We start from the raw sequence: 25,476 nt of genomic DNA on the forward strand, positions 1-25,476 counted from the left end.
AGACTACCTCTTACCCGAAATAGCCTCTTCTGTTTTATTCAATTAGAACTTCCATTTGTTAGATGTTTTTGATGAATTCGTATTCGTTGTTCCCGTTCCACTTTTATAGTATTTCATGGCTTCAGGTAAATCTTTTTCTATCTGTTGGATACGCGTATTGTCTGAAGGGTGAGTACTCATAAATTCAGGAGTGCTACTTCCTTGCTGCGACATGCGAGTCCAGAATGCGGCAGCCTGACTTGGGTTGTATCCTGCCATTGCCATAAATATCAGACCAAGTTTGTCTGCTTCTAATTCTTGTTTGCGCGAATAAGGTAATAAAATTCCATATTGAGAACCGAGCCCAATTGCGGCGGCGGCAGCTTGTTGTACCCCGGCAGAAGTTCCTCCTAGAGCAGTGCCTATTGCAGCGGTGCCATACTCAGTCATCATTTGTTGGCTCATACGTTCATTTGCATGTTTTGCTACAGCATGTGCGACCTCATGTCCTAAGACAACAGCCAGGCCTGTTTCGTCTTGAGTGTAAGGCAGTATTCCTTCATATACGACAATTTTTCCACCGGGCATACAGAAGGCATTTACATCAGCACTCTTCACAAGGTTGAATTCCCATGCATACGATGATAATTCATCTGCATAACCATTGTTTTTCAGATAAGTTTCAACAGCATTCGCTATATTTCTACCAACTTTCTGTACCAATGCCGTATTTTTTTTATCGTTCGATATCGGAGCTGATTTTATAAACTGTTGATATTGCTGCAAACTTATAGTAAGAACCTCTTGGTTAGAAACCAGATTCAATTGTTTGCGTCCGGTCACAGGTACGCTGCCACAACTGGAGAACAATAGTGACATCGCTATAAATAAAATAGGGAAATACTTCATCATAATGCTTGTTTGTTAAGTTCTATTTATCAAAGTTCTATATTTAATTTTTACTCTGCTCCTTCAATAAATCTCTGATTTCCGTTAACAATGTTTCCTCTTTGCTTGGGGCCGGAGGTGTAACAGGGGCTTCTTCTTTTTTCTTCTGTAGCATATTGATACCCTTGATAGCAAAAAATATAGCACTGGCTATGATAACAAAATCAAAAACAGTTTGTACAAAAGAGCCATAATTGATTGTTACAGCTGCTGCGTCACCTACTGCTTCTTTTAGCGTTACCTTCAGGTCAGAAAAATTGACACCGCCAAGTACAACTCCGATTGGAGGCATGATAATATCGCTTACAAGCGATGATACAATTTTGCCGAATGCTCCACCGACAATGACACCGACAGCCATATCAACTACGTTGCCACGCATCATAAACTCCTTTAATTCTTTTAATACCGACATAGTTATTTTATTAAATAGATAAATTATAATATATTTTTATAAACACGAATTTAAAACTTTTTGTTTAGAAATACTTTTACACTTGTTAGTTTACTGTCATTTTGTACGTTTATACTATCTATGCACATTTTATCCGGCAAATCCATTAATAAGGGAATTGTTGCATAATCTAATTTGATCGAATCGCTTACTCCTTTCTGTTTGTTCTCTAGTATATAGCCTGTTAGTTGTATTGAGTTGTTGTAAGGCACATAGTTAAGAGCCAGAGTTTTGTCCTGCACCTTTGTGAAAATACATACTGGCGTGCTATTTCGAATTTTGGTTATAAGCTCGATGTTATTTTCGTCCGAAAAGAATGTGTTTTCCGAGTCAGAATCAATAAATATTTCGATAGGTCTGAGATAATTACTGACTGCAAGCATTCCTTTGTAAAAAGTACAAACAAGAAATTTATCATCCGGCTGAGTAAAATACCATACGATTGCATCTTTATATTCTCTTTTTTGAGGAGGAAAATCTGCTGCTATATAGCTTTTTATATAATCTGCTATCTCAGGTTCTTTCTCTTGTTCTATTTTGGTTACTAAAATACTAGCCTTGTCTTTGTCTTGCGAAATGATGGTAGGAAAAGATAAATTTCCTCCGAGTAAACCAATTAAGCTGCGAAGTGAAGGGTCATACTGATATAGCATATCCAGATTATATTCTCTATTGATATTTATTACAGTCACGGCCTGAGGAGAGATATATTCATAAATATCAACAGAGAAAGATTGTTTATTCTTTTCTAGTTTGTTATATAATCGCCATCCTCCGATAAGGACTGTAATTATCAGAACAAATAAAATAACTATCTTTATGTCTCGTTTAGCCATTGTGTAATTAAACCTCAATTTATACAAAGATATATGAAAGCTTTAGTATTTAAAGAACTTAAGTCTATTTTTTGCTCTTCCTTCGGAGCGTTCTTTTCTTTAGCTTTTCTTCTCATTATAGGAGGTTTACAATGGTTCTTCTCTGGGAAATACAATGTGGTGGATACCGGTTACGCTGATCTGGGCGGCTTTTTCGCTTTGTCTCCCATCTTGCTTTTGGTGTTGATTCCAGCTCTTACCATGCGTTCTTTCTCTGAGGAGCGAAAGGGAAAGACTTTAGATATCTTAAAGACAAGACCTGTCAGCATGTTCCATATTTATCTGAGTAAATATTTAGCAGCATTTATTTTTATCTTTATTACCTTACTGCCTACATGTGTTTCTGTTTATTCTTTATCTCAACTAGCCAATCCAGTAGGAAACATTGACCTTAATGCTATTTTTGCCTCGTATTTATCTTTGCTACTATTGGTTATGGTTTTTATAGCTATCGGTCTATTTGGGTCGGCTTTGTCTAAGAATCAGGTTGTAGCACTTATAACTTCAGTAATCTTAAGTGTTTTTGTTTACTATGGTTTCGCTTTGCTCTCCGGCTTATTTCTTACCGGAAAAACGCAGGCTGCCGTGTCATCTTTGGGACTGCTTCATCATTACGAATTGATGCAGAAGGGTGTTATCCTATTCAAGGATTTGCTTGTTGTTGTTAATTATTTGGCTTTATTTGTAATTCTTGCTCTTATCGTATTAAGTGGGAGCAAATCAAGAATTTTAGTCAGGGGGCTAGTTTTATTCGTTATCCTTAATGTTGGATTGTACTTTATACCTAATTATAGAATTGATTTCACATCCGATAAACGTTATACGTTAAGTGATTATACAATAAGCCTCTTGAAGGGTATGAAAGATGAGGCTCCTCTTGATATAAATATATATTTGAGCGGAGAACTCAACTATGGATTCCAGCGTTTACAGGATGCAACACTTAATATGTTAAATGATTACAATCGATATGTGAACAGCAGCCTTGATATAAAATTGAAGAATGTATATCAGTCCGAAAACTCTGCGTCCGAGATATATGAGGCGATGGCAGAAAGAGGTATGCCCGGTATTGTTCTTAACGAGATCGATAGAGAAGGGAAAGCCAGCAAAAAAATAATATATCCATACGCCCAGATATCAAACGGAAAAGATACTCTGGTTGTTCCTTTGCTGAAAAATGTTGCAGGGTACACAGCGGAAGAAAATATAAACGCATCTATCGAAGGTTTAGAGTTTGAATTTACGGATGCTATTCGCTTACTAAGTCAGGATGCATCTAAATCTGTTGCCTTTATTGAAGGTCATAATGAGATTTCACGTACGTATGTATATGATGCCGAGGAAGTATTGTCTAAATACTACACAGTGAATAGAGGACAGATTGGTAACGAAATAAATATATTGGACAATTTTGATGCGGTGATTATTGCCGGCCCGTTATCAAAATATAGCGAAACGGATAAGTATATTCTCGATCAGTATATAATGTCGGGAGGTAAGGTTTTGTGGCTTATCGATGGGGCTTTTTATTCTCATCAGGATCTCGCTCAATTAGGTCATTCAGCAAGTATGAAGAATGATGTCAATCTCGATGATATGCTTTTCTCTTACGGTGTGCGTATAAATCCCGATCTTATTCAGGATAGCCAGTGTATTTCTACATATTTGATGAATGATGGAGGAGTACAGTCTGCATCCGTTGTGCCGAGCTATTTTCAGCCACTGTTGATTCCGTCTCAGGATTTTCCTATCACAAAGAATATAAGAGATATAAAAGCTGGGTTTGCAAGTTCGATTGATATTGTAAACAACTCTTCTGCTGTAATAAAGCATATATTATTGACTACTTCTGCTAACACGCATTTAGTAAAAGTGCCGGATATGATTGATTTTGATATTGCAAAAATACAAGACAATAAAGACTACTTTAATCAGCAATTTGTTCCTGTCGCTGTAAGTCTCGAAGGTGTATTTACTTCCGTATTCCAAAATAGGGAGATGCCTGATAGCATTAAAGCTGATAATTATAAGACTAAAAACACAAGCGAAAAAACAAAGATGATCGTCGTTTCGTCCTCCGATATCATAACAAACGAGATTCAGGGACAAGGGCAAAGCTCGCAAGTATTGCCTATGGGATACGATCGAGTTTCGCAACAGCACTTCGGTAACCGTGATTTTATAGTGAATGCCGTAAACTGGCTCACAGGAGATGACGCACTAATGCAGCTAAGGACAAAGCAGCAAAAGCTATATGTTTTGAACAAAAAAGAGGCTTATGAAAACAGAAATCAATATGCTATACTAAATATTGCTTTTCCTGTATTTTTTATTGCTTTGGTCATGGGTTCGATTTTTCTGTATAGAAAAAGAAAATATGAAAAGTAACTTGATATTCCGTTCGCTAAAGATAAGTCAATGTGTAAATAGATTTCTGAAAAATATCTAATTTTACACACTTTCAGCCTATTTCTTTTTATATTTGTATTTACGATTTTAACAAAATAATGGATCAGATAAAGCACCAAATTGATACTCTTCGGGAAGAGTTGAACAAACATAATTACGACTATTACGTACTGTCAGCACCAACTATTTCAGATTTTGAATTTGATAAGAAATTAAAAGAATTGACAGATTTAGAAACTCAATATCCTGAGTATTTCGATCCTAATTCTCCGAGTCAACGTGTTGGTAGCGATATTAATAAATCATTCAAACAAGTACCTCATAAATATCCCATGCTATCGTTGGGAAATACATACACAGAGGCAGAAATTACAGATTTTTACAATCGGGTAAAGAAAGGATTGAATGATGATTTCGATATTGTATGTGAATTAAAGTACGATGGAACATCTATTTCTCTTACATATATCAACGGTCAGTTAACACAGGCCGTTACACGTGGTGATGGAGTGCAGGGAGATGATGTGACAGCTAATGTGCGTACCATTCGTAGTATCCCTTTGCGATTGCATGGGGCAGGTTATCCTGCCGAGTTTGAAATCAGAGGAGAGATTCTGATGCCATGGTCAGTCTTTGATGATATCAATAAGGAAAGAGCTGAACAAGAAGAAGCCCTTTTTGCTAATCCCCGTAATGCCGGATCAGGAACGCTTAAGCAACAAGACCCTAAGATAGTAGCATCACGTAAGCTTGACTCTTATCTCTACTATTTGTTGGGAGAAGATTTGCCTACAGATGGACATTACGAAAATCTGATCAAAGCGAAGGAGTGGGGCTTCAAGATTTCGGATGCAACCAAGAAGTGTAAGACTTTAGACGAAATATTCGCATATATACATTATTGGGACAAGGAGCGTAAAAACTTGCCTGTAGCTACCGACGGAATCGTCCTTAAAGTAAACTCGTTGACTCAGCAAAAGAATCTTGGCTTTACCTCTAAGTTTCCTCGTTGGGCTATTGCCTTCAAATTTCAGGCAGAGCAGGCTGTTACCACACTAGAGTCTGTTTCATATCAGGTGGGCCGTACAGGAGCTATTACACCTGTGGCCAACCTCAGACCCGTAAAATTGTCGGGGACTACCGTAAAGCGAGCATCGCTTTATAACGAAGATTATATCAATTCCCTTGATTTGCATATCAATGATCAGGTTTATGTAGAAAAAGGAGGAGAAATAATTCCAAAGATTACAGGTGTGGATGTTGCCCAAAGAAATATATTTGATGCTAAAGTCGAGTTTATAAAAGATTGTCCCGAATGTGGTACACCTCTTGTCAAAGACGAAGGAGAGGCTATCTATTATTGCCCGAACGACGTGTCGTGCCCACCTCAGATAAAAGGACGTATCGAACACTTCCTGACCCGAAAAGCGATGAATATTGCCGGAGGAACAGAGACTGTTGAGCACCTTTACAATGCCGGATATATCCGAAATATTGCAGACCTGTATACACTAAAGTGGCAGGATGTCTCTCGTCTTGAGCGTTGGGCTGAGAAGAGTGCCAAGAATCTTATAGATAGCATTCATGCATCAGTATCTGTGCCTTACGAAAGAGTGCTTTTTGCTTTGGGTATCCGTTATGTCGGCGAAACCGTAGCGAAAAAACTAGCATTGGCTTTTCCTGATATCGACTTGTTACAAGCCGCTACAATAGAAGACTTGACACAGGTTGATGAAATTGGTGATCGGATAGCTCAAAGCATCGTTAAATATTTTAGTAATCCTAACAATCTTGAAGTCATAAATAAACTTCGTACATTTGGATTGCGATTTGAACTTAGTGAATCTATTATTGCCCAGAGAACAGAAAAACTAAAAGGCTTGTCAATCGTAATTAGCGGGACTTTCGAAAAATATTCCCGCGATGAATACAAGAGTATGATAGAACAGAATGGAGGTAAGAACAGCGGTTCTATATCTTCAAAAACTAGTTATGTCTTAGCCGGTGACAATATGGGGCCTGCTAAACTCGAGAAAGCGAAAAGCCTGGGTATTCCTATTATTAATGAAGATGATTTTCTTAAAATGTTGGAATAATTCTTTGTATAAACCCTAAATAATTAAAATCGACCATGGAGCTAAATTTATTAAAAGAAAAATTTAAATCGCTATTCGGAACCGAAGGTGCAATGTATACATCGCCGGGGCGTATCAATCTTATTGGAGAACATACCGATTACAATGGCGGATTTGTGTTGCCGGGAGCAATCGACAAAGCCATGTATTGTGTGATCAAGCCAAATGGAACGCCCGACCGCATTAAGGCATACGCTATGGATTTGTCTGAAATGGATGAATTCGGATTAGATGATATTCCGATCAAACAATGGGGAAAATATATTTTCGGCGTATGTCACGAAATAATGAAGCTTGGAAAACAGGTTCAAGGTTTTGACTGTGTGTTTGCCGGTGATGTGCCTCTTGGAGCAGGAATGTCTTCGTCAGCAGCTTTGGAAAGTTGTTTTGGGTTTGCAATCAATGATATGTATAATCTTGGCTTAGATCGTTTTCAACTAGCCAAAATAGGACAAGCAACAGAGCACAATTATGTAGGTGTTAAGTGTGGTATTATGGATCAGTTTGCATCTTGCTTTGGCAAGGCGGGATCTTTAATCCGCTTGGATTGTCGCTCTCTTGAGTATAAATATATTCCGTTCAATCCGGAAGGATACCGCTTGGTGCTGTTGAATACTTGCGTAGCACATGAGTTGGCTTCTTCGGCTTATAACAAACGTCGCGAATCGTGTGAAAATGCAGCATCATATATTCGTAAATATCATCCTGAAGTGGAGTTATTGCGTGATGCTACAATCGACATGTTGAAAGAGGTAGCTAATGAAGTTAGTGCCGAAGATTACATGCGTGCAGAATTCGTTATCGAAGAAATTCAACGTATGAGCGAAGCGTGTGATGCATTGGAAAGAGGTGATTACGAAACTGTAGGTAAGAAAATGTATGAGACTCATATCGGACTTAGCCGTAAATATGAAGTTAGCTGCGAAGAACTTGACTTCCTGAATGATATCGCACGTCAGTGTGGTGTAACCGGGTCTCGTGTAATGGGTGGCGGCTTTGGTGGTTGCACTATCAATCTTGTAAAAAATGAGCTTCATGATGATTTCATCAAACGTGCTACCGAAAGCTATGAGCAAAAGTTCAGAATCAAGCCGAAAGTATACGATGTGGTGATCAGTGATGGTGCCAGAAAATTATAAAAAATAATAGAAGCAGAATTTATTTTTCCCGGTTGAAAACGAAATATACGACTGCTCGTTTATTATGATATCTAACACAACAAAATTATTATGTTTGATTTTTTAGTAAAATGGAAAATAAATTCTGCTTTCCGAGATAATAAAAGAAAACATGCTTTCCGAAATTTAGAGAGCATGAAGAGTGTACTTATTCTGTTCTCATATAACGATTGGCCGGCTATAGCTGCTATATCAAAAGATTTGACAGCAAATGGCAAGAAAGTTACTTTGTGGACGTATCAATCTACAAAGAAGGCTCCGGGGAATACAATCTTTCCGGCAAATGTGAGGATTATTCACCCTCAGGAAATGTCTTTACTTCAGATACTTGCACCATCCGTCTTGGATGAGTTCAAAGCATTGGAGTATGATACGCTTATTGACTTGACTACGACTGAAAGTAAGGTTTATGAATATCTGCTAGCCAATAACTCTTCGGAATTTAGTATCGGTATTATAAAGCCTGATCGTCCTTTCTATGACTTTCTGGTGCTCAAAACTGATGAAATGAATCTGCAGGAAACTTATCAGCAAATAAAAAATTACCTGAGCAAAGTGCTCTAGGGTGTAAATTAATTCTTAATTTTGCACAAACTGAAAAGAGATATACACTTTTCTAAAGATAAAGATTGACTTTATGTCCAGGATAAATCTGAGAGGAATGGGAGTTGCCCTAATTACTCCTTTTAAAGAAGATGAGAGTGTCGATTATGATGCCCTGCTTCGGCTTGTTGATTATCAGTTGCAAAATGGAACTGATTATCTGGTTGTGCTTGGTACAACAGCAGAAACCCCAACATTGACCGAAGGAGAAAAAAAACAGATTGTCGAACTGGTCGTAAATAAAGTCAATGGTCAAATTCCTGTTATTATAGGTGAAGGAGGAAACAATACACGTGCCATTGTCGAAAAGTTAAAGAAAAATGATTATGCCGGCATAGACGGTATTCTTTCGGTAGTTCCTTACTATAACAAACCTTCGCAGGAAGGTATATATCAGCATTATAAAGCAATATCGGAAGCATCGCCACTCCCTATTATAGCTTATAATGTTCCGGGACGGACAGGCGTTAATATGACGGCGGATACAACGTTGCGTATTGCTAATGAGTTCCGAAATATTGTTGCTGTAAAAGAAGCCTCTGGAAATATGACACAGATGGATGATATCATAAAGCGGAAACCCGAACATTTTGATGTGATATCAGGTGATGATGGGGTTACCTTTCCTCTTATAACCCTCGGTGCTGTTGGTGTTATATCAGTGATTGGTAATGCATTCCCTCGCGAGTTTAGCCGTATGACTCGTTTGGCACTTGAAGGTGATTATGCCAGTGCTTTGACTATACATCATAGTTTCAACGAGCTATTCAACCTTCTTTTCGTGGATGGAAATCCGGCAGGTGTAAAATGTATGCTCAATATGATGGGTTATATTCAAAATAAGCTTCGCCTGCCTTTAGTTCCTACACGCATAACTACTTATGAGCAAATAAGAAACGTATTGCTCGAACTCAATATCAAATGTTAGTTTAGACAAGAGTTACTTCTATTTCTCTTTCTCTCATCATCTCAATTATATGAGCCGGTGCATTTTTGTCTGTAATGATATGATGTATTTTATTTAAATCGCATATTTTACAAAACCCTCTTCTTCCAAATTTGGATGAGTCTGTAAGTACAATAATTTTTTGTGCGGCATCTATCATTTGCTGATTGATTCTAGCTTCGCTCATGTCGCTGGTTGTCAGTCCGTAATCGAGATCAATTCCGTCCACCCCCAAGAATAGTTTATTACAGGAGAGACTTTCCAGTATGTTTTCAGCATAGTGTCCAATCACTGATACCGAGTTTTTTCTCATAATGCCTCCCAGTTGAATGATCTCAATATTCGGGTTATAGCATAAGCTTAATGAAACTTTTACCGAAGATGTGATTACTGTAATACCTTCGCTGGCATTTATTTCGTTTGCGAAAGCGAGTAGGGTTGTTCCCGATGCTATTATAATTTTATCGTTTGGTTCTAATAATTTACTTGCAGCCTTTGCTATAGATGATTTTTCATCCATATTAAGCTTTTCTTTCACATCTATATGTTTGTCTGATATAATCGAACTAAGGCTACTGGCACTTCCATGATTACGATATAACATCTTTTTGCTTTCGAGAAACTTTAAATCTTTTCGTATCGTAACTTCCGAAACCCCCAGCTTTTCGCTTAAGTCCAGAACTTTCACATATCCGTCTTCTTTGAGTTGCTCCAGTATATATTTATGTCGCTTTGCTATATTTCCCATATTATTTGCTAATTAGTTATTAGATCTTGCTGCAAAGGTATAAATATTTCTATTGTTTATGTAATACAGCTTACTTCTTTATTGTTAAGTTTTTTTATTGTTATATGTATTTAGTTTCGTAGTTATATGTTTTGATTTCGAAGTAGTAATAAATAACTCCGAATGTATATAAAAAAGTTTCGAATTTGTTTGTTTATTTCAAACTCTTAATTAATTTTGTGTGTACATAGATGTGATACAATGAAACGAGATAATTATATAAAACAAATAGCAGATAAATCTCTAAGATGGGATTTTGTTGTTGTCGGTGGCGGGGCAACCGGGCTTGGTGCTGCGGTTGATGCTGCTTCACGAGGATTCAAGGTAGTGTTGTTGGAGCAGGCTGATTTTACAAAAGCTACTTCCAGTCGCAGCACAAAACTTGTGCATGGCGGTGTGCGTTATTTGGCACAAGGAGATGTTAGCTTGGTTGTTGAGGCTCTTCGCGAAAGAGGATTAATGAAAAAGAATGCACCACACCTAGTAAAGGATCAGCGTTTTATCATCGGAAATTATAAATGGTGGGAAAAGCCATTTTATACAATAGGTCTTACTATTTATGACCTGTTGGCAGGCAAGAGGGGTTTGGGGCGTTCTTTGCCAATGAGTAAGAAGGCTGTAGAATGTGAGATACCTCAAATAAATAAGGCTCGATTAAGAGGAGGTGTTGTTTATCATGATGGGCAGTTTGATGATTCTCGTATGGGGATTAACTTGATGCAGACTGCAGCTGAACAAGGTGCAGTTGTGATTAATTATGCTAAAGTGACCAATTTGATAAAGGACGATTCTGGCAAAATTTCAGGAGTAAATGTTTATGATGAAATGGGTAAGCAGACATATTCGCTAAAAGCAAAAGTTGTAGTGAATGCTACCGGAATATTTGTGGATAGCTTGATGAAGATGGATGCTCCCGAAAAAGATAATATAGTTCGTCCGAGTCAGGGGGTTCATCTTGTTGTAGATAAATCGTTTTTAGGAGGAGATACAGCAATAATGATCCCAAAAACAAGCGATGGGCGTGTTCTGTTTGGTGTGCCATGGCACGATAAGGTTGTTTTAGGTACAACCGATACTCCATTAAAAGAATTTGTTCTGGAGCCTCAGGCACTGGAAGAGGAGATAGAATTTATTCTTAGGACTGCCGGAGAATATTTAGCGAAGAAGCCGACACGGAACGATGTTCTTTCTGTTTTTGCAGGCTTGAGACCTTTGGCTGCGCCTAAAAAAGAATCTGACGGTAAGAAAACAAAAGAAATATCAAGAAGCCACAAAATTGTAATATCAGATAGTGGGCTCATTACTATTACAGGTGGTAAGTGGACTACCTATAGAGATATGGCCCAAGATGTTATCGATAAAGGTATTGCTATAGGGGGATTGCCTCGCAAAGAATGTGTTACCAAAGAATTGCGAATACATGGATACAAGGAAAAGGTCGACAGGTCTAATTTTAACTATGTTTACGGAAGTGATATTGATAAGATCGTTGAGCTTCAAAATCAGTCTCTGAAATTTGCCGAAAAATTACATCCCGATTATGATTATACAGTTGCTGAGGTTCTGTGGGCTGTTCGAGAAGAAATGGCTTTGACTGTAGAAGATGTACTTGCAAGGCGTTTTCGGATTTTGTTTTTAGATGCACGTGCAGCTATTGATATGGCACCCCAAGTTGCCTCGATTATGGCTATAGAAATGGGGAAAGATAAGGAGTGGGAAGAGACCCAAGTTCATGAATTTGTGGAATTAGCCCAGCATTATTTGTTAGTAGACTATAAGCCGAATTATATACCTTAGCATATGGAGTGATTGCAGAAAAACTAATCATATAACCAATATACCATGGAACAGAAATACATTTTATCATTTGATGCCGGCACTACCAGCTCAAGAGCTATCGTCTTCAATCGTAAAGGAGAGATATGCTCTGTAGCCCAGAAGGAGTTTCCGCAAATTTTTCCACAGAGCGGTTGGGTAGAGCATGACCCTCTCGAAATATGGGCTTCGCAAGCTGCCGTAGCTGCTGAAGCTATTACAAAAATTGGAATCAATGGTACGAATATTGCCGGAATCGGAATTACCAATCAGCGGGAAACTACTATTGTCTGGGATCGTGAAACAGGAGAGCCCATATATAATGCTATTGTGTGGCAAGACCGAAGAACATCCGAATATTGTGATGCACTGAAAAATGAAGGACTACTTCCTGTTATTAAAGAAAAAACAGGACTGATTGTTGATGCATACTTCAGTGCAACAAAAGTAAAATGGATACTGGATAATGTTCAGGGTGCGAGAGAAAAAGCAGAAAAAGGAAAATTGGTGTTTGGTACGGTTGACACTTGGATTGTATGGCAACTAACAAGAGGCTCAGTACATGTTACCGATGTCTCGAATGCTTCACGTACAATGTTGTTCAATATTCATACTTTACAGTGGGATAAAGACTTGCTCGAGTTGTTTAACATACCGGCAAGTATGATGCCTAAGGTATGCGCTTCTAGTGAGGTATATGGACATACACGAACTACAATTTTTGCCTCCAAAGTCCCTATTTCGGGTATTGCCGGCGACCAGCAAGCTGCGCTCTTCGGACAAATGTGCCTTGAACAAGGAATGGTAAAGAATACATACGGAACAGGTTGTTTCATCTTAATGAATACAGGGAATAAGCCTGTTGTCTCAAAAAATAATCTAATATCTACGATAGCATGGCAGTTGGATGGAAAAACAACTTATGCTCTCGAAGGAAGTATCTTTGTTGGTGGAGCAATAGTGCAATGGCTCAGGGATGGGCTTAAAATTATAAACTCTTCTTCCGAAATAGAGGAATTGGCCACGCAGGTAAAAGATAATGGAGATGTGTATTTCGTGCCTTCCTTGACTGGCTTAGGCGCTCCTTATTGGGATCAATATGCACGGGGTACAATTGTTGGAATATCGCGAGGAACTACTTCTGCACATATTGCCCGAGCTGCACTCGAAGGTATTGCTTATCAGACTATGGATGTAATCAATGCAATGATCTTGGATGCAGGCGTAGGGCTTAAAGAGCTCAGAGTAGATGGTGGTGCTGCAAAGAATAATTTATTGATGCAGTTTCAAGCAAATGTACTTGGGCAAACAGTAATTCGTCCACAAACTACTGAAACCACAGCTTTGGGGGCTGCTTACCTCGCCGGGCTTGCTGTTGGCTATTGGGATAATGTAGAAGAGATAAAGAGTCAATGGCAAATTGATACCAAATTCGAGCCTGATCTTAAGATTGATATGCATTTGGCTAAGAAAAAATGGTCTGAAGCTGTTTACCGTGCCCAATCGTGGGTGAGATAATGCTCTAATCTATATACCATGGGACAAGATATATTATTCGAATTTATAGGCACAGCTATACTCATCTTATTGGGTGCGGGTGTTTGTGCAAATGTTAATCTCAAGAATACATTGGGTAACAGTTCCGGTTGGGTTGTGATTTCTTTCGGTTGGGGTTTGGCCGTTTTTGTTGCAGCGTATATTTCTGCTCCATATTCGGGAGCGCACCTTAATCCGGCTCTTACTATCGGTTTGGCTATTGCGGGCAGTTTCAAAGGAAGTGTAATCGGATATATTGTAGCGCAGATGTTAGGTGCTATAGTAGGTGCATCTTTGGTTTTTCTGATGTATAAACCTCATTTTGATGCCGAAGAAAATCCAAATGCTAAAAAAGGTGTTTTCTGTACCGGACCTGCGATAAAAGCTTATACCTATAACTTTATCAGTGAAGTAATCGGAACATTTGTCCTTATGTTCGGAGTGCTGATGGTAGGTGGTGCTCAGATAGATGGGCCACTTCCGGTGTCGTTACTTATAGTATCTATAGGTATGTCATTGGGGGGAACTACCGGATATGCTATTAACCCGGCTCGTGACCTAGGACCGCGCATCGCACATGCAATACTACCTATAAAGAATAAAAGAGACAGCGATTGGGGCTACTCTTGGATACCTGTTCTCGGACCGATAGTTGGTGCTGCCTTAGCTTCGGGACTATATTTATTAATCAAGTAGAAACTATATCTAATACCAAAATCTAGTTGTTAAAACCTTTTTAAATTACTAAGTTATGAAAAAGATTAATTTTATGCGTAAGGCATTATGTCTTGCGGTAGTGATGATTTTGACTTCTTCGTTCGCTTTAACGGCTCAAACATACCGTTATATAAAAGGCTGGCCGAAAGAAGCGAACGATCGTATCGAGAGCTTTTTGAACTCTACGATTACGATGAAAGAACGTAAAGTCGCCATATTTGACTGCGACGGTACATTGTTTGGTCAGGTTCCTTACTATCTGGCGGATGAAGCTCTTTTTAGTTTTGCTCAAAAAACTTATGGAAATAGAACAGATAAAGAAGCAAAAGAAAAAATGGCAATTGTAGATGATATGCTTCATGGAAAAGATAATGTAGGAATTGCTTATGTACAAAAGCGTGTGAGATTTTTTGCCGGATTATCTCCTGAAGAAATATCCACAATAGGCAATGATTGCTATCACGAAAAATTTCAAGGGAAATTCTATCCTGAGATGAAAGAATTCTTGGCAAATCTGCAAGAGTATGGAATCGAAATATGGGTGTTGACTGCATCTCCCGAGTTTTTATATCAACGCTTTGTTCACGAGCAACTTGGTATTCCGGTAGATCGTATTATCGGAGTGAAATCTGCTGTAAGAAATGGAAAGACAACAGACGAATTAGTATTGCCAACACCACAAGATTGGGGGAAGGCTGAAACTATTCATACGTTTATTAAAGCTCGTCCGATTATTGTTGGTGGTAATAGCCGTGGTGATATGGAAATGATGGATGAGTCCGTAGGATTGAAGTTGATGGTTAACCCTGATAATGTGAAGATAGAAAAAGAACATGCCGGAAATATGGAAGGTATGACAGTAAAGCAATATTGGGATAAAGATCCGAACTGTGTTATTGTTTATTGTAACGATGTTCCTGAAGGAAACTATAAATATACAACTCAGGAATGGGGTGTGAAAGTTAATAAAACCAATAAGAAACAATAGTCATGTCTAGTTGTAGATTAACTATATTGGCTGCTCTTTCTCTGTTTTCATTTTCTTCATTGTTTGCTCAGTCTGTGGATGTGAAAATCGCAGACGAAACCGTGAAAATAACTCCAACGGGTCGCTTTTATTTTGACGGAGCAACTTATATAGAAGACGGAACAGACCTAAGTAATGGAGTAGCTATGCCGGATGCCCGGATAGGACTGAAAGCGAAATATAAAAGTTTCGATATGAAAGTTGATCTCGGATTTGCCGGAGGGAAAGTAGGTTATAAAGATATTTTCTTGCAGTATAATCTGAATAAAACATCTTATGTTAGAGGCGGACATTTTGCCGAACCATTCGGTATCGATCATATGGAGAGTTCTGCTAACATCAAGTTTATTACTGCCAACGCTACATCGTTTGCATTCTCTCCGGGAAGAAAACTGGGAGTTGAGTATATTGGTTGGAATAAATATGCATGGGTAGGAGTCGGTGCATTTGCTGATGGCGACTCTATGAACAATTCCATCGAAGGCGATGATGGCTATTCGGCTACAGGACGTGTTGTATTTAATCCGTTGCAGCAGGAAGGTAAAATATTCCATATAGGATTAGCCGGTTCTTACCGTAAGGCCGATGCTAATGGCTTAGATGCTAACGGTGTACAGAAGCCGAAAGTAATCAGCTATGGAAGTTCGTTGATCACAAATGTAGAAAAGCGTAAATTTATTCAGGCGAGTATATCAAATGCCGATTATCAGGCTAAATATGCTGTAGAGCTTATCGGAGCATACGGACCTGTGTATCTTCAAGCTGAATATTTTCATAGCAATGTAGAAAGAAAAGATGATCTGCCTGCATATAAAGCCAGTGGGGCTTATGCTCAAATCGGTTTTTTGGCTATTGGGGGTAATTATACTTATTCATCTTCTTGGGCGAGGATGGGTACTCCAAAACCGAAGTCTTTAGAATTTGCATTGAGATACAACTATACCGATCTTGATAATAAAAACTCAGGGATAAAAGGAGGGAGAATGAGCGATTGGACGTTTGCCGCAAATTATTATTTAAATAAATATATAATGTTAAGATTAGACTATTCTAATATTTCTTTAGGTAATACAAATCCTTTAGCTGCAGGAGAAACTATTAATGCTATTCAAGGTAGGCTTCAAGTTGTCTTTTAATTATATATAGTTTTATATATTAACATGGCAATGAGAGGGTAGATTTAATTTCTATCCTCTTATTTTATTTGCTAAATATTTCGATATATTTCTTTTATGTTTCGAATAGTTTCGTATATTTGTGGATCATCTTAAATGTTATTCTTATGAAATATTCTTCAGATATTTTTGATGTTATAGTCATCGGTGGAGGAATTACCGGAGCAGGTCTTGCAAGAGATTGCTCCCGTAGGGGATTGAATGCTGTTTTGCTTGAGCGTTACGATATATCTACAGGTGCTACAGGGCGCAACCATGGATTGTTGCATAGTGGTGCACGTTATGCTGTAACAGATAGGGAGTCAGCCGAAGAATGTATCAAAGAAAATATGATATTAAAACGAATAGCGAGCCATTGCATCGAAGAAACTAATGGTTTATTTCTAACACTTCCCGAAGATGATCTGAATTATCAGGCGAAGTTTGTAGAGGCTTGTAACATTGCAGGGATAAGAGCCGATATAATAGATCCAAAAGAAGCACTCTTACTCGAGCCCTCAGCCAATCCTTCGATAATAGGAGCAGTAAAAGTTCCTGATGGATCGGTAGATCCGTTTCGGTTGACGGCATCCAATATGATAGATGCAAGAGAGCATGGTGCAAAGATATTGACATACCATGAAGTAATAGGTATGCTAATAGAGCAGGATCGCATAATTGGAGTAGAGGTATTTGATCATAAAGAGAAAGAAACAAAAAAGATATACGCATCGATTGTTGTCAATGCCGGAGGAATCTGGGGACAGCATATTTCTATGCTTGCAGGTGTTACAGTGAAAATGTTACCCGCCAAAGGTTCTCTATTGATTTTTGGTCACCGTGTTAATAACGTGGTGCTTAATCGATGCCGAAAACCTGCCGATTCGGATATTTTGGTTCCGGGGGATACTATCTCCTTGATCGGTACAACATCGATGAATATTCCATACGATGAAATTGATAACATGACTGTGACTCCTCAAGAAGTCGATATTCTGATCAGGGAAGGAGAGAAGCTTGCCCCACGATTGGCGCAAACTCGTATTTTGAGAGCCTATGCCGGAGTCAGACCATTAGTTGCATCCGATAATGATCCTACGGGACGAAATGTTAGTCGTGGTATCGTACTGCTAGATCATGCTGAACGTGATGGGCTGCAAGGATATGTAACGATAACGGGAGGTAAGTTGATGACTTATCGTTTGATGGCGGAATGGGCAACAGATCTTGTGTGTAAGAAATTGAGTGTTTCGTCGCCATGTACTACGGCTGAAGAGAAATTGCCGGGATCTCGAGAAAATATAGAAGAAATAAATAAAAAAATAATTTCGTTGCCCGCTACGCAACGAAAAGCTGCGATATATCGCCATGGAGATATGGCCGAAAAGCTTATGGATAATACACAACTAGATAACAGTCTGGTTTGTGAGTGTGAGGGCGTATCGGTAGGCGAAGTAAAATATGCTTTGGATGAATTGAATGTGAAAAGCCTTGTCGATCTAAGGCGAAGAACACGCATTGGAATGGGGACTTGTCAAGGAGAGCTTTGTGCTTGTCGGGCATCCGGTGTAATGAGAAGTACCGAACGGTTTTGTACCAAAAGAGCAAAACTTGATTTGTCTTCTTTTTTGAATGAACGTTGGAAGGGTATTTATCCTATAGCATGGGGCGATACTTTGCGTGAAAGCGAATATACTGCTTGGATTTATCAAGGTGTGTGCGGGTTAGATTCAGTTGAAAAATAATTATAATTATGAAGTTTGATACGATTATAATAGGAGGTGGATTATCGGGGCTTGTTTGTGGCATCAAATTGGCTCAACAGGGAGAACGTTGTGTTATTGTATCTTCCGGACAAAGTGCTTTACATTTTTCTTCCGGTTCGTACGACTTGTTGAATGCTTTGCCTGACGGAACAGCAGTCAATAATCCTTTATCCGCTTTGCCCGATGTAATAAAGCAAATGCCGAACCATCCTTATGCAAAACTGGGAGCAGACCGTTTTAAACGTTTGGTTTCTGATGCTGAAATTTTTTTTACAAATGTCGGGCTACCTATGTTTGGGAATGATGATGTGAATCACTATCGAATTACTCCAATGGGGACATTAAGACCAACATGGCTGACCTCTTTTGGCTTTGCAACAAGTGAACGAATGGATAGTCTCAGATGGAAAAAGGTTTCAATATTCAATCCTTTTGGCTTTCTTGATTTTTATCCGCAGTTTATAGCTGATGAGTTCTTGAAGCTAGGTACAGAGAGCGACATTCATTTGTTTGATATTCCCGATTTAGATTATCTCAGGCGTAATCCGACCGAAATGCGATCAACTAACATTGCTCGGGTTTTGGATCGAAATATAAATGTTGTAGCTAAAATATTAAATGATAAAAGTGCAGATAGCGAAGCTATTATCTTACCGGCTTGTATAGGGCTTAATTCAACAGCCTTTCAGGATTTACAAAAGGATGTAAATAAACCAATTTTATTGATTCCAACAATGCCGCCTTCTATTGTTGGGATTTATACACAACAATATCTTCACGATTATTTTTTGAAGCTGGGCGGAGTTTATATGCTTGGTGATAGCATTAAAAAGGCAGATATAGAGAATAATACGATAAAGAGGGTTTATTCTTTCAATCATGGAGACATTCCTTTCGTGTGTAAGAACTATATTTTGGCTACCGGAAGCTATTTCAGTCAAGGGCTGATTGCAACATCTGATCGGATATATGAGCCGATTTTTAACTTAGATGTTAGTTATTCAGATAACAGGCAAAAATGGTATAACCTAAAAATGTTTGATGCGCAGGGTTATCAGCAGTTTGGTGTTAAAACAGATAGTAATTTCAGAGGACTTTTGAACGGAACTGCATTGGGTAATCTATATGTTTCAGGAGCTATCCTTGAAGGATTCAATCCTATAAAAGAAGGCTGTGGAGCCGGTGTATCTATTCTGAGTGCACTAAGTATAGCCGAAAGCATAATAAAAAATAAATAGGGAGAATTATGAATTTGCAACAACATAATATAAGCGAAAATAACTTTGAACAATGTATAAAATGCACTGTTTGTACTGTTTATTGTCCTGTAGCTGCCGTTAACCCTGATTATCCGGGACCTAAGCAAGCCGGGCCGGATGGAGAACGCTTACGTTTGAAAGAAGCTGATTTTTATGATGAGGCTCTGAAGTATTGTATCAATTGTAAAAGATGTGAGGTTGCTTGCCCGTCGAATGTTAAGATTGGTGATATAATACAATCTGCCAGAATTAGATACAGTAAAAAGAAACCCAAGGTTCGGGATTTCATTTTAGCAAATACGGATTTGGTTGGTAGCTTTGCTACCCCATTTGCTCCAATCGTGAATGCAACACTCGGATTGAGTCCGGTAAAATCGGTGCTCGATTCTGTATTTAAGATAGATCATCGCAGAACTTTTCCAAAATATTCGTTGGGTACATTCGAGGGTTGGTATAAGAAACATGCTGATGACCAAAAGGTGTTTCCGAAGCAAGTGAGTTATTTTCATGGTTGCTATGCGAATTATAATAATCCTCAATTGGGGAAAGACTTGGTTAAGGTTTTCAACTCATTGGGAATAGGTGTGCAGTTGCTAAAGAAAGAAAAGTGTTGTGGCGTTGCATTGATTTCTAATGGATTTATTGATCAAGCCAAAAAACAGGCTAGAACAAATATTGCATCTATCCGCGAATCTATATTGGAGAAAAACATTCCAGTGGTTGCAACATCATCTACCTGTACTTTCACTATAAGAGATGAATATCCACATTTATTGGGAATCGATACCAAGGATGTAAGAGATCATGTCGAACTTGCTACACGTTATATTTACAGGCTATTGAGCACAAGCGATAACGAGCTGAAGTTGAGGGATAAGAGAATAAAGGTAGCGTATCATACGCCATGCCACATGGAGAAATTGGGTTGGTCATATTATTCGATAGAGTTGCTGAAACTAATTCCGAATATCGAATTGAAAGTGTTAGACTCTCAGTGTTGTGGTATAGCCGGTACTTATGGTTTCAAGAAAGAAAATTATAAAACTTCGCAAGATATAGGAGAGTCTCTTTTTAACCAAATTGAAGCAGAGGATTATGATTATATAGTGACAGATTGCGAAACTTGTAAGTGGCAGATAGAAATGTCGACTACAAAACGTTGTGAACATCCAATTTCGATATTGGCAGAAGCTTTAGCTTAGAGATATATGTGATGAATTAAGTAGAGTATAGCGTGGTTTCGAATAGGGTTTCGATCATTTCAGTGTTTTATCGTATAGTGAAAGATATCTTATGCTACATTTTTCTACATAAAGCTGATAAGTTACTTTTTTAATATGTGTATACTATTTTATAGTATATGCAAAATGTTGTAATTGATTGTTTTATAAATATAAATGTTGGTTTGTTTCGAATCGAAACTTTTCGAAGCTTTTTGTTGTCTTAAAATTAGTAAAAAAAGTATATTATTCGTATATTTGTTATAGAGTATATAGTAGAACTATTTATAATTTCATATTGAGTTATTTCGTTGTTTTGCTATTATTCAGATCGAGTTATAAACTTTATAAAATATAAAATATTATGTCAAAAGTCTACAGTATAAAAACAACTCAGAATATGAACGTGAATGATTATAATATCTTTGATAATTATGAAGCTATAAATAATTTATCACCAACATATATGGAGATACTGAAAATATTTAAAGAAATATTCAAGCATGTTGATATTTCTAAAGTAATTAATGATAAGTAGTTAATCGTTTTATTTCAACCCTTCCTCTCTTCGATAAACTAACTCCTATAAGAAGTTTTTATAGCTTCGAGCTGTTCCTTACACACTATTCTTTTCTTTGTTTTTATATTTGGTCTTATTAATCCTATCGGTTGTTTATATTGGATAATTATAATTATCTAATATAAAGTAACTTTTGTGTAATTAGAGGTAATTAATAAAGTGACATTAAAAAACATGTTGTAATCTGTCACTTTTGTCACCTTTTGATTGTATTGATCTGTATATTAGTGTGTTATGTTTTTATGCTTTGTCACCTTTTCTACTAGAAGACAAGCATTGATAATTGAACTATTTGGTGCTATTTTTGTATATAAATAGTTAGTAAACTAGGAGGCGGATATGTTAGAAGAAAAATTATATATAAAGAATATGGTTTGCAATCGTTGCATAATGGTTGTGAAATCTGAGCTTGAAAAACTCGGAATTAGCCCTGCATCAATTGTTTTGGGTGAAGTAACCTTGTCGGGAGGTTTAAGTCCTGAACAGAAAGATGCGTTGAGTAAAAAACTTGAAGACTTGGGTTTTGCTCTGATAGATGATAAAAGAGCACGCCTGATAGAGCAAATCAAGAATGCAATTATAGAACTGGTGCATTATAATAATAATGATCTGAAGGTGAATCTATCTGATTATATAAGCGATAAGCTTCATCACGATTATAATTATATCAGTAACCTCTTTTCGGAAATAGAAGGCACAACAATTGAAAAATACTTTATAGCACAAAAGATAGAGAGGGTAAAAGAACTACTCGTATATGATGAATTGACATTGAATGAAATTGCATTCAAATTAAACTATTCGAGTGTGGCACACTTAAGTTCCCAGTTCAAAAAAGTAACAGGACTGACGCCTAGTCATTTTAAACAGATCAAAACCAACAAACGTAAACCATTGGATGAGGTGTAAATCTCATAAACTTTTCAAAGAATAGTATAACAGCCTTCCAAACTATTGTTTCCATATTTGCATCATAAAAGAATACAATTATGAAAACAGATAATAGAGTAAAAAAAACATTTCCTGTGCTGCAAATGAGCTGTGCTTCGTGTGCTATTAGTGCCGAAAGCATAGTAAAAGGGCTAGATGGTGTAAGCAATGCTTCAGTCAATTTTGCTGCGGCAACCCTAAACGTAGAATACAAACCCGAAATAATTAGCCCTGAACAAATACGAGCAGCCGTTCAGGATGGCGGATATGACTTGTTAATAGAGGATGACAAAGATACTGCGGCAGATACATTGGAAGATATACATAAAAAGAAGTTTAATGTCCTGAAAAGAAAGACAATCTTTGCAGCTATATTCTCTCTGCCTGTTGTTATTATCGGTATGTTTCTGATGGATATTCCGTATGCCAATGAAATAATGTGGGTGCTTTCTACACCTGTTATATTCTGGCTCGGAAGGGATTTCTTTATCAACGCATGGAAGCAGGCGAAACATCGTTCGGCTAATATGGATACATTGGTTGCTCTGAGCACGAGTGTCGCATATCTGTTTAGTGTCTTTAATACGTTGTTTCCTCAATTTTGGCTAGATAGGGGAGTTCATCCTCATGTTTATTTCGAGGCTTCCTGTGTTATTATAGCATTTATCTTGCTTGGACGATTAGTAGAAGAGAAGGCCAAAGGGAACACGTCTTCATCGATAAAGAAACTGATCGGGCTGCAACCTAAAACTGTTACAGTATCCGAAAATGGGAATTATACTGAGCTGTCTATAGAGGAGGTAAATATTGGCGATATAATAGTCGTGAAACCCGGTGAAAAAGTAGCTGTTGATGGAGTGGTGATAGAAGGTTCATCTTATGTTGATGAAAGTATGCTTAGTGGTGAGCCGATACCTGTATTAAAGAAAGAAGGGGAGACCGTTTATGCCGGAACAATAAATCAGAAAGGGGCTTTTTTATTCCAGGCGGAAAAAGTAGGAGCGAATACCATGCTCGCTCAAATTATCAGAATGGTACAAGATGCTCAGGGAAGTAAAGCTCCTGTACAGAAGCTTGTCGATAAAATAGCTGGTATATTCGTTCCCATAGTCATGTCTATTGCCGTTCTTTCTCTTGTTATTTGGTTATTATATGGAGGGACTGATGGAATAACTCATGGTATCTTGGCATTGGTTACTGTACTGATAATTGCATGTCCTTGTGCTTTGGGGCTGGCTACACCTACAGCTATTATGGTGGGAATAGGAAAAGGAGCTGAAAAAGGTATATTGATAAAGGATGCCGAAAGCCTTGAGCTGGCAAAAAAAGTAGATGTCGTAGTGTTAGATAAAACCGGAACCATAACAGAAGGTAAACCTGTTGTTACTGATATTTATTGGCTGAATGGCGATGATAGTAAAAAAGATGTTTTGTATAGCCTAGAAAAACAATCTGAACATCCTTTGGCTGATGCTGTAAAAAATTATTTGGCTGGTATTGTTCCTTTGCCTATTCTGAACTTTGAGAGTATTACAGGAAAGGGTGTGATTGGGCTTGTTGATGGGGTAAAATATCTTGTCGGGAATAAGAAATTCCTCGATGAAAACGGTGTAATTGTGGATAAAGTACTCCTTGAAAAGATGGAAAGTTCAAGCCTTTCTTCAAAAACTATGATATGGTTTTCTGACAGTAAAAAGGCCATTGCTTTAATAGCCATTACAGATGAAATAAAGGGTACATCTTTATCGGCGATACAACAACTTCAATCTTCAGGTATAGAGGTATATATGCTAACTGGTGATAATTATGTCGCAGCAAAAGAGATAGCATCAAAAGTAGGTGTGAATCATTTTCAGGCAGAAGTTTTACCTCAGGATAAAGCTGAGTTTGTGAAGCAGTTGCAGTCAGAAGGTAAAGTTGTGGCTATGGTTGGGGATGGTATAAATGATAGTGCTGCATTAGCACAGGCGGACTTGAGTATTGCAATGGGGAAGGGTAGTGATATTGCAATAGATGTGGCTAAAATGACTATAATCTCTTCTGATCTGACAAAGATATCTGAAGCCATAAAACTATCGAAACAAACAGTTGCGACTATTCGCCAAAATCTGTTTTGGGCTTTTCTATACAACTTAATTGGTATTCCTTTGGCTACAGGAGTTCTATACCCAATAAATGGATTCTTATTAAATCCGATGATAGCCGGAGCAGCGATGGCTTTGAGTAGTGTGAGTGTTGTGAGTAATAGTTTGAGATTGAAATGGACTAAATAATTAACTTACATATTAAAATTGAAATTATGGAAAAGAATATTTTAAAATTCAAAACAAGCATTAATTGTGGAGGATGTATAGCTAAAGTGACTCCTTATCTAGATTCTGTGAAAGGTATAACTAAATGGGAAGTAGATACAACTGATAAAAATAAGGTATTGTCTGTTATATCTGATGAGGTTGTGGAATCAGACATTGTCAATGCTGTTCAACAAGCAGGATTTAAAATAGAAAAGATCAATTAAATAAAAAAAATAAAAGTCTGTCATTACCACAACGATAGACTTTTACAATAATTTAATTGAATGAAAATAAGTAACCGTAGTGCAAGCTGTAAATAAGAAGTATTGAAAAGCAAAATAATTGCCGCACTACGGTAATGAAAATCAGAAAAACCACTCTATATTTTATGCTAACTTTATAAGATAAAATTAGCTGTTGCAGACTTTTTATAGGTAACGTTATTTAATACAATTTTATAAGATCCTGAAGCCCAAGTTGCCATGTCAATTGATAATACTTTACCTCCGTATTTAACAACAGTCTTAGTATATACTAATGTATTTGCAGCATTGTATACTTCTATCTTAAACTCACTCTTCGTATAAAAGTACAAATCTATATTAGTCCCTTCGATGTACATATCGATAGGCTCTACACCTGAAGTCTTAGTTGTACCTTCATCACTAATATCACCTTTTATTTGTATTTTGTTATCGTTGATGGAAGTTGTGTCAGCATTTATAGTTGCTGGCAGTAAAAGAAAAATAAATGATAGAAGGTAAAGATATTTTTTCATAACATGCATTAATTTAATGTTTGTAATTCCAGACACTAAATTACTCAAGATATGCTATGCTTGTGCTATATATATAGGTCGAT

The 25,476-nt window shown here is 37.6% G+C and carries 22 protein-coding genes; 17 read left to right on the forward strand and 5 right to left on the reverse strand.

Going from position 1 to position 25,476, the window contains the following annotated elements:
- Positions 1 to 42: 42 nt before the first annotated feature.
- Genes HMPREF9456_RS06450 through HMPREF9456_RS06460 form a run of 3 tightly spaced genes read right to left on the reverse strand, consistent with a single transcriptional unit; the run spans position 43 to position 2,217 of the window.
- Complete coding sequence (locus tag HMPREF9456_RS06450; protein WP_420864494.1) at positions 43 to 888, reverse strand: M48 family metallopeptidase; 846 nt, start codon at positions 886 to 888, stop codon at positions 43 to 45.
- A 43-nt stretch (positions 889 to 931) separates the two neighbouring features.
- Positions 932 to 1,342, reverse strand: coding sequence for a large-conductance mechanosensitive channel protein MscL (gene mscL / locus HMPREF9456_RS06455; RefSeq protein ID WP_006842683.1), 411 nt, complete (start codon positions 1,340 to 1,342; stop codon positions 932 to 934).
- A 50-nt stretch (positions 1,343 to 1,392) separates the two neighbouring features.
- Entirely contained in the window at positions 1,393 to 2,217 is an 825-nt protein-coding gene (locus HMPREF9456_RS06460) for a hypothetical protein (RefSeq protein ID WP_018074823.1), read from the reverse strand.
- A gap of 33 nt (positions 2,218 to 2,250) precedes the next feature.
- Between HMPREF9456_RS06460 and gldG the strand changes: the two genes are divergently transcribed.
- The 5 genes from gldG to dapA all read left to right on the forward strand — a co-directional run bounded on the left by gldG (position 2,251) and on the right by dapA (position 9,512).
- A complete protein-coding gene (gene gldG, locus HMPREF9456_RS06465) occupies positions 2,251 to 4,647 on the forward strand; it encodes a gliding motility-associated ABC transporter substrate-binding protein GldG (RefSeq protein ID WP_006842685.1) in 2,397 nt (798 codons plus the stop codon).
- A gap of 119 nt (positions 4,648 to 4,766) precedes the next feature.
- Entirely contained in the window at positions 4,767 to 6,764 is a 1,998-nt protein-coding gene (gene ligA / locus HMPREF9456_RS06470) for an NAD-dependent DNA ligase LigA (protein WP_006842686.1), read from the forward strand.
- 35 nt (positions 6,765 to 6,799) lie between these two features.
- The gene (galK, locus tag HMPREF9456_RS06475; RefSeq protein ID WP_006842687.1) at positions 6,800 to 7,942 is read left to right on the forward strand and encodes a galactokinase; all 1,143 of its coding nucleotides are present in this window, start codon (positions 6,800 to 6,802) and stop codon (positions 7,940 to 7,942) included.
- Between the two features lie 90 nt (positions 7,943 to 8,032).
- The gene (locus HMPREF9456_RS06480; protein WP_006842688.1) at positions 8,033 to 8,545 is read left to right on the forward strand and encodes a DUF6913 domain-containing protein; all 513 of its coding nucleotides are present in this window, start codon (positions 8,033 to 8,035) and stop codon (positions 8,543 to 8,545) included.
- Positions 8,546 to 8,618: 73 nt separating this feature from the next.
- Positions 8,619 to 9,512 (forward strand): 4-hydroxy-tetrahydrodipicolinate synthase, encoded by an 894-nt coding sequence (gene dapA / locus HMPREF9456_RS06485; protein WP_006842689.1) that lies wholly within the window; start codon positions 8,619 to 8,621, stop codon positions 9,510 to 9,512.
- Between the two features lies 1 nt (position 9,513).
- Here the strand turns inward: dapA and HMPREF9456_RS06490 are convergent, their stop codons facing one another.
- Entirely contained in the window at positions 9,514 to 10,278 is a 765-nt protein-coding gene (locus HMPREF9456_RS06490; protein ID WP_006842690.1) for a DeoR/GlpR family DNA-binding transcription regulator, read from the reverse strand.
- 240 nt (positions 10,279 to 10,518) lie between these two features.
- On the opposite strand from HMPREF9456_RS06490, the gene HMPREF9456_RS06495 reads away from it, so the two are divergent.
- From HMPREF9456_RS06495 to HMPREF9456_RS06545, 12 genes are all read left to right on the forward strand, one after another.
- Positions 10,519 to 12,114: a glycerol-3-phosphate dehydrogenase/oxidase gene (locus tag HMPREF9456_RS06495; RefSeq protein WP_006842691.1), complete on the forward strand. Its 1,596-nt coding sequence runs from the start codon at positions 10,519 to 10,521 to the stop codon at positions 12,112 to 12,114.
- Between the two features lie 45 nt (positions 12,115 to 12,159).
- On the forward strand, positions 12,160 to 13,650 hold the full coding sequence (glpK, locus tag HMPREF9456_RS06500; RefSeq protein ID WP_006842692.1) for a glycerol kinase GlpK: 1,491 nt from the start codon (positions 12,160 to 12,162) through the stop codon (positions 13,648 to 13,650).
- Between the two features lie 18 nt (positions 13,651 to 13,668).
- A complete protein-coding gene (locus HMPREF9456_RS06505) occupies positions 13,669 to 14,364 on the forward strand; it encodes an MIP/aquaporin family protein (RefSeq protein ID WP_006842693.1) in 696 nt (231 codons plus the stop codon).
- Positions 14,365 to 14,419: 55 nt separating this feature from the next.
- Positions 14,420 to 15,373 (forward strand): HAD family hydrolase, encoded by a 954-nt coding sequence (locus HMPREF9456_RS06510; RefSeq protein WP_006842694.1) that lies wholly within the window; start codon positions 14,420 to 14,422, stop codon positions 15,371 to 15,373.
- 2 nt (positions 15,374 to 15,375) lie between these two features.
- On the forward strand, positions 15,376 to 16,548 hold the full coding sequence (locus tag HMPREF9456_RS06515) for an OprO/OprP family phosphate-selective porin (protein WP_006842695.1): 1,173 nt from the start codon (positions 15,376 to 15,378) through the stop codon (positions 16,546 to 16,548).
- A 146-nt stretch (positions 16,549 to 16,694) separates the two neighbouring features.
- Positions 16,695 to 18,311 (forward strand): anaerobic glycerol-3-phosphate dehydrogenase subunit A, encoded by a 1,617-nt coding sequence (gene glpA / locus HMPREF9456_RS06520; RefSeq protein WP_006842696.1) that lies wholly within the window; start codon positions 16,695 to 16,697, stop codon positions 18,309 to 18,311.
- An 8-nt stretch (positions 18,312 to 18,319) separates the two neighbouring features.
- The gene (glpB, locus tag HMPREF9456_RS06525; RefSeq protein ID WP_006842697.1) at positions 18,320 to 19,570 is read left to right on the forward strand and encodes a glycerol-3-phosphate dehydrogenase subunit GlpB; all 1,251 of its coding nucleotides are present in this window, start codon (positions 18,320 to 18,322) and stop codon (positions 19,568 to 19,570) included.
- An 8-nt stretch (positions 19,571 to 19,578) separates the two neighbouring features.
- Positions 19,579 to 20,793, forward strand: coding sequence for an anaerobic glycerol-3-phosphate dehydrogenase subunit GlpC (glpC, locus tag HMPREF9456_RS06530; protein WP_006842698.1), 1,215 nt, complete (start codon positions 19,579 to 19,581; stop codon positions 20,791 to 20,793).
- 382 nt (positions 20,794 to 21,175) lie between these two features.
- Positions 21,176 to 21,349, forward strand: coding sequence for a hypothetical protein (locus HMPREF9456_RS17360; RefSeq protein ID WP_006842699.1), 174 nt, complete (start codon positions 21,176 to 21,178; stop codon positions 21,347 to 21,349).
- A gap of 381 nt (positions 21,350 to 21,730) precedes the next feature.
- Entirely contained in the window at positions 21,731 to 22,300 is a 570-nt protein-coding gene (locus HMPREF9456_RS06535) for a helix-turn-helix domain-containing protein (protein ID WP_006842700.1), read from the forward strand.
- Positions 22,301 to 22,380: 80 nt separating this feature from the next.
- Positions 22,381 to 24,594: a heavy metal translocating P-type ATPase gene (locus tag HMPREF9456_RS06540; protein ID WP_006842701.1), complete on the forward strand. Its 2,214-nt coding sequence runs from the start codon at positions 22,381 to 22,383 to the stop codon at positions 24,592 to 24,594.
- 26 nt (positions 24,595 to 24,620) lie between these two features.
- Entirely contained in the window at positions 24,621 to 24,839 is a 219-nt protein-coding gene (locus tag HMPREF9456_RS06545; RefSeq protein ID WP_006842702.1) for a heavy-metal-associated domain-containing protein, read from the forward strand.
- 173 nt (positions 24,840 to 25,012) lie between these two features.
- Here the strand turns inward: HMPREF9456_RS06545 and HMPREF9456_RS06550 are convergent, their stop codons facing one another.
- A complete protein-coding gene (locus HMPREF9456_RS06550) occupies positions 25,013 to 25,393 on the reverse strand; it encodes a DUF3244 domain-containing protein (RefSeq protein WP_006842703.1) in 381 nt (126 codons plus the stop codon).
- Between the last annotated feature and the right edge of the window lie 83 nt (positions 25,394 to 25,476).

The organism is Dysgonomonas mossii DSM 22836, assembly GCF_000213575.1.
Classification (GTDB): Bacteria; Bacteroidota; Bacteroidia; order Bacteroidales; family Dysgonomonadaceae; genus Dysgonomonas; species Dysgonomonas mossii.

Excerpts from the sequence above, each read along its gene's own strand:
- HMPREF9456_RS06450 (WP_420864494.1), bottom strand. The coding sequence starts at position 888 with ATGAAGTATTTCCCTATTTTATTTATAGCGATGTCACTATTGTTCTCC.
- mscL (WP_006842683.1), bottom strand. The coding sequence starts at position 1,342 with ATGTCGGTATTAAAAGAATTAAAGGAGTTTATGATGCGTGGCAACGTA.
- HMPREF9456_RS06460 (WP_018074823.1), bottom strand. The coding sequence starts at position 2,217 with ATGGCTAAACGAGACATAAAGATAGTTATTTTATTTGTTCTGATAATT.
- gldG (WP_006842685.1), top strand. The coding sequence starts at position 2,251 with ATGAAAGCTTTAGTATTTAAAGAACTTAAGTCTATTTTTTGCTCTTCC.
- ligA (WP_006842686.1), top strand. The coding sequence starts at position 4,767 with ATGGATCAGATAAAGCACCAAATTGATACTCTTCGGGAAGAGTTGAAC.
- galK (WP_006842687.1), top strand. The coding sequence starts at position 6,800 with ATGGAGCTAAATTTATTAAAAGAAAAATTTAAATCGCTATTCGGAACC.
- HMPREF9456_RS06480 (WP_006842688.1), top strand. The coding sequence starts at position 8,033 with ATGTTTGATTTTTTAGTAAAATGGAAAATAAATTCTGCTTTCCGAGAT.
- dapA (WP_006842689.1), top strand. The coding sequence starts at position 8,619 with ATGTCCAGGATAAATCTGAGAGGAATGGGAGTTGCCCTAATTACTCCT.
- HMPREF9456_RS06490 (WP_006842690.1), bottom strand. The coding sequence starts at position 10,278 with ATGGGAAATATAGCAAAGCGACATAAATATATACTGGAGCAACTCAAA.
- HMPREF9456_RS06495 (WP_006842691.1), top strand. The coding sequence starts at position 10,519 with ATGAAACGAGATAATTATATAAAACAAATAGCAGATAAATCTCTAAGA.
- glpK (WP_006842692.1), top strand. The coding sequence starts at position 12,160 with ATGGAACAGAAATACATTTTATCATTTGATGCCGGCACTACCAGCTCA.
- HMPREF9456_RS06505 (WP_006842693.1), top strand. The coding sequence starts at position 13,669 with ATGGGACAAGATATATTATTCGAATTTATAGGCACAGCTATACTCATC.
- HMPREF9456_RS06510 (WP_006842694.1), top strand. The coding sequence starts at position 14,420 with ATGAAAAAGATTAATTTTATGCGTAAGGCATTATGTCTTGCGGTAGTG.
- HMPREF9456_RS06515 (WP_006842695.1), top strand. The coding sequence starts at position 15,376 with ATGTCTAGTTGTAGATTAACTATATTGGCTGCTCTTTCTCTGTTTTCA.
- glpA (WP_006842696.1), top strand. The coding sequence starts at position 16,695 with ATGAAATATTCTTCAGATATTTTTGATGTTATAGTCATCGGTGGAGGA.
- glpB (WP_006842697.1), top strand. The coding sequence starts at position 18,320 with ATGAAGTTTGATACGATTATAATAGGAGGTGGATTATCGGGGCTTGTT.
- glpC (WP_006842698.1), top strand. The coding sequence starts at position 19,579 with ATGAATTTGCAACAACATAATATAAGCGAAAATAACTTTGAACAATGT.
- HMPREF9456_RS17360 (WP_006842699.1), top strand. The coding sequence starts at position 21,176 with ATGTCAAAAGTCTACAGTATAAAAACAACTCAGAATATGAACGTGAAT.
- HMPREF9456_RS06535 (WP_006842700.1), top strand. The coding sequence starts at position 21,731 with ATGTTAGAAGAAAAATTATATATAAAGAATATGGTTTGCAATCGTTGC.
- HMPREF9456_RS06540 (WP_006842701.1), top strand. The coding sequence starts at position 22,381 with ATGAAAACAGATAATAGAGTAAAAAAAACATTTCCTGTGCTGCAAATG.
- HMPREF9456_RS06545 (WP_006842702.1), top strand. The coding sequence starts at position 24,621 with ATGGAAAAGAATATTTTAAAATTCAAAACAAGCATTAATTGTGGAGGA.
- HMPREF9456_RS06550 (WP_006842703.1), bottom strand. The coding sequence starts at position 25,393 with ATGAAAAAATATCTTTACCTTCTATCATTTATTTTTCTTTTACTGCCA.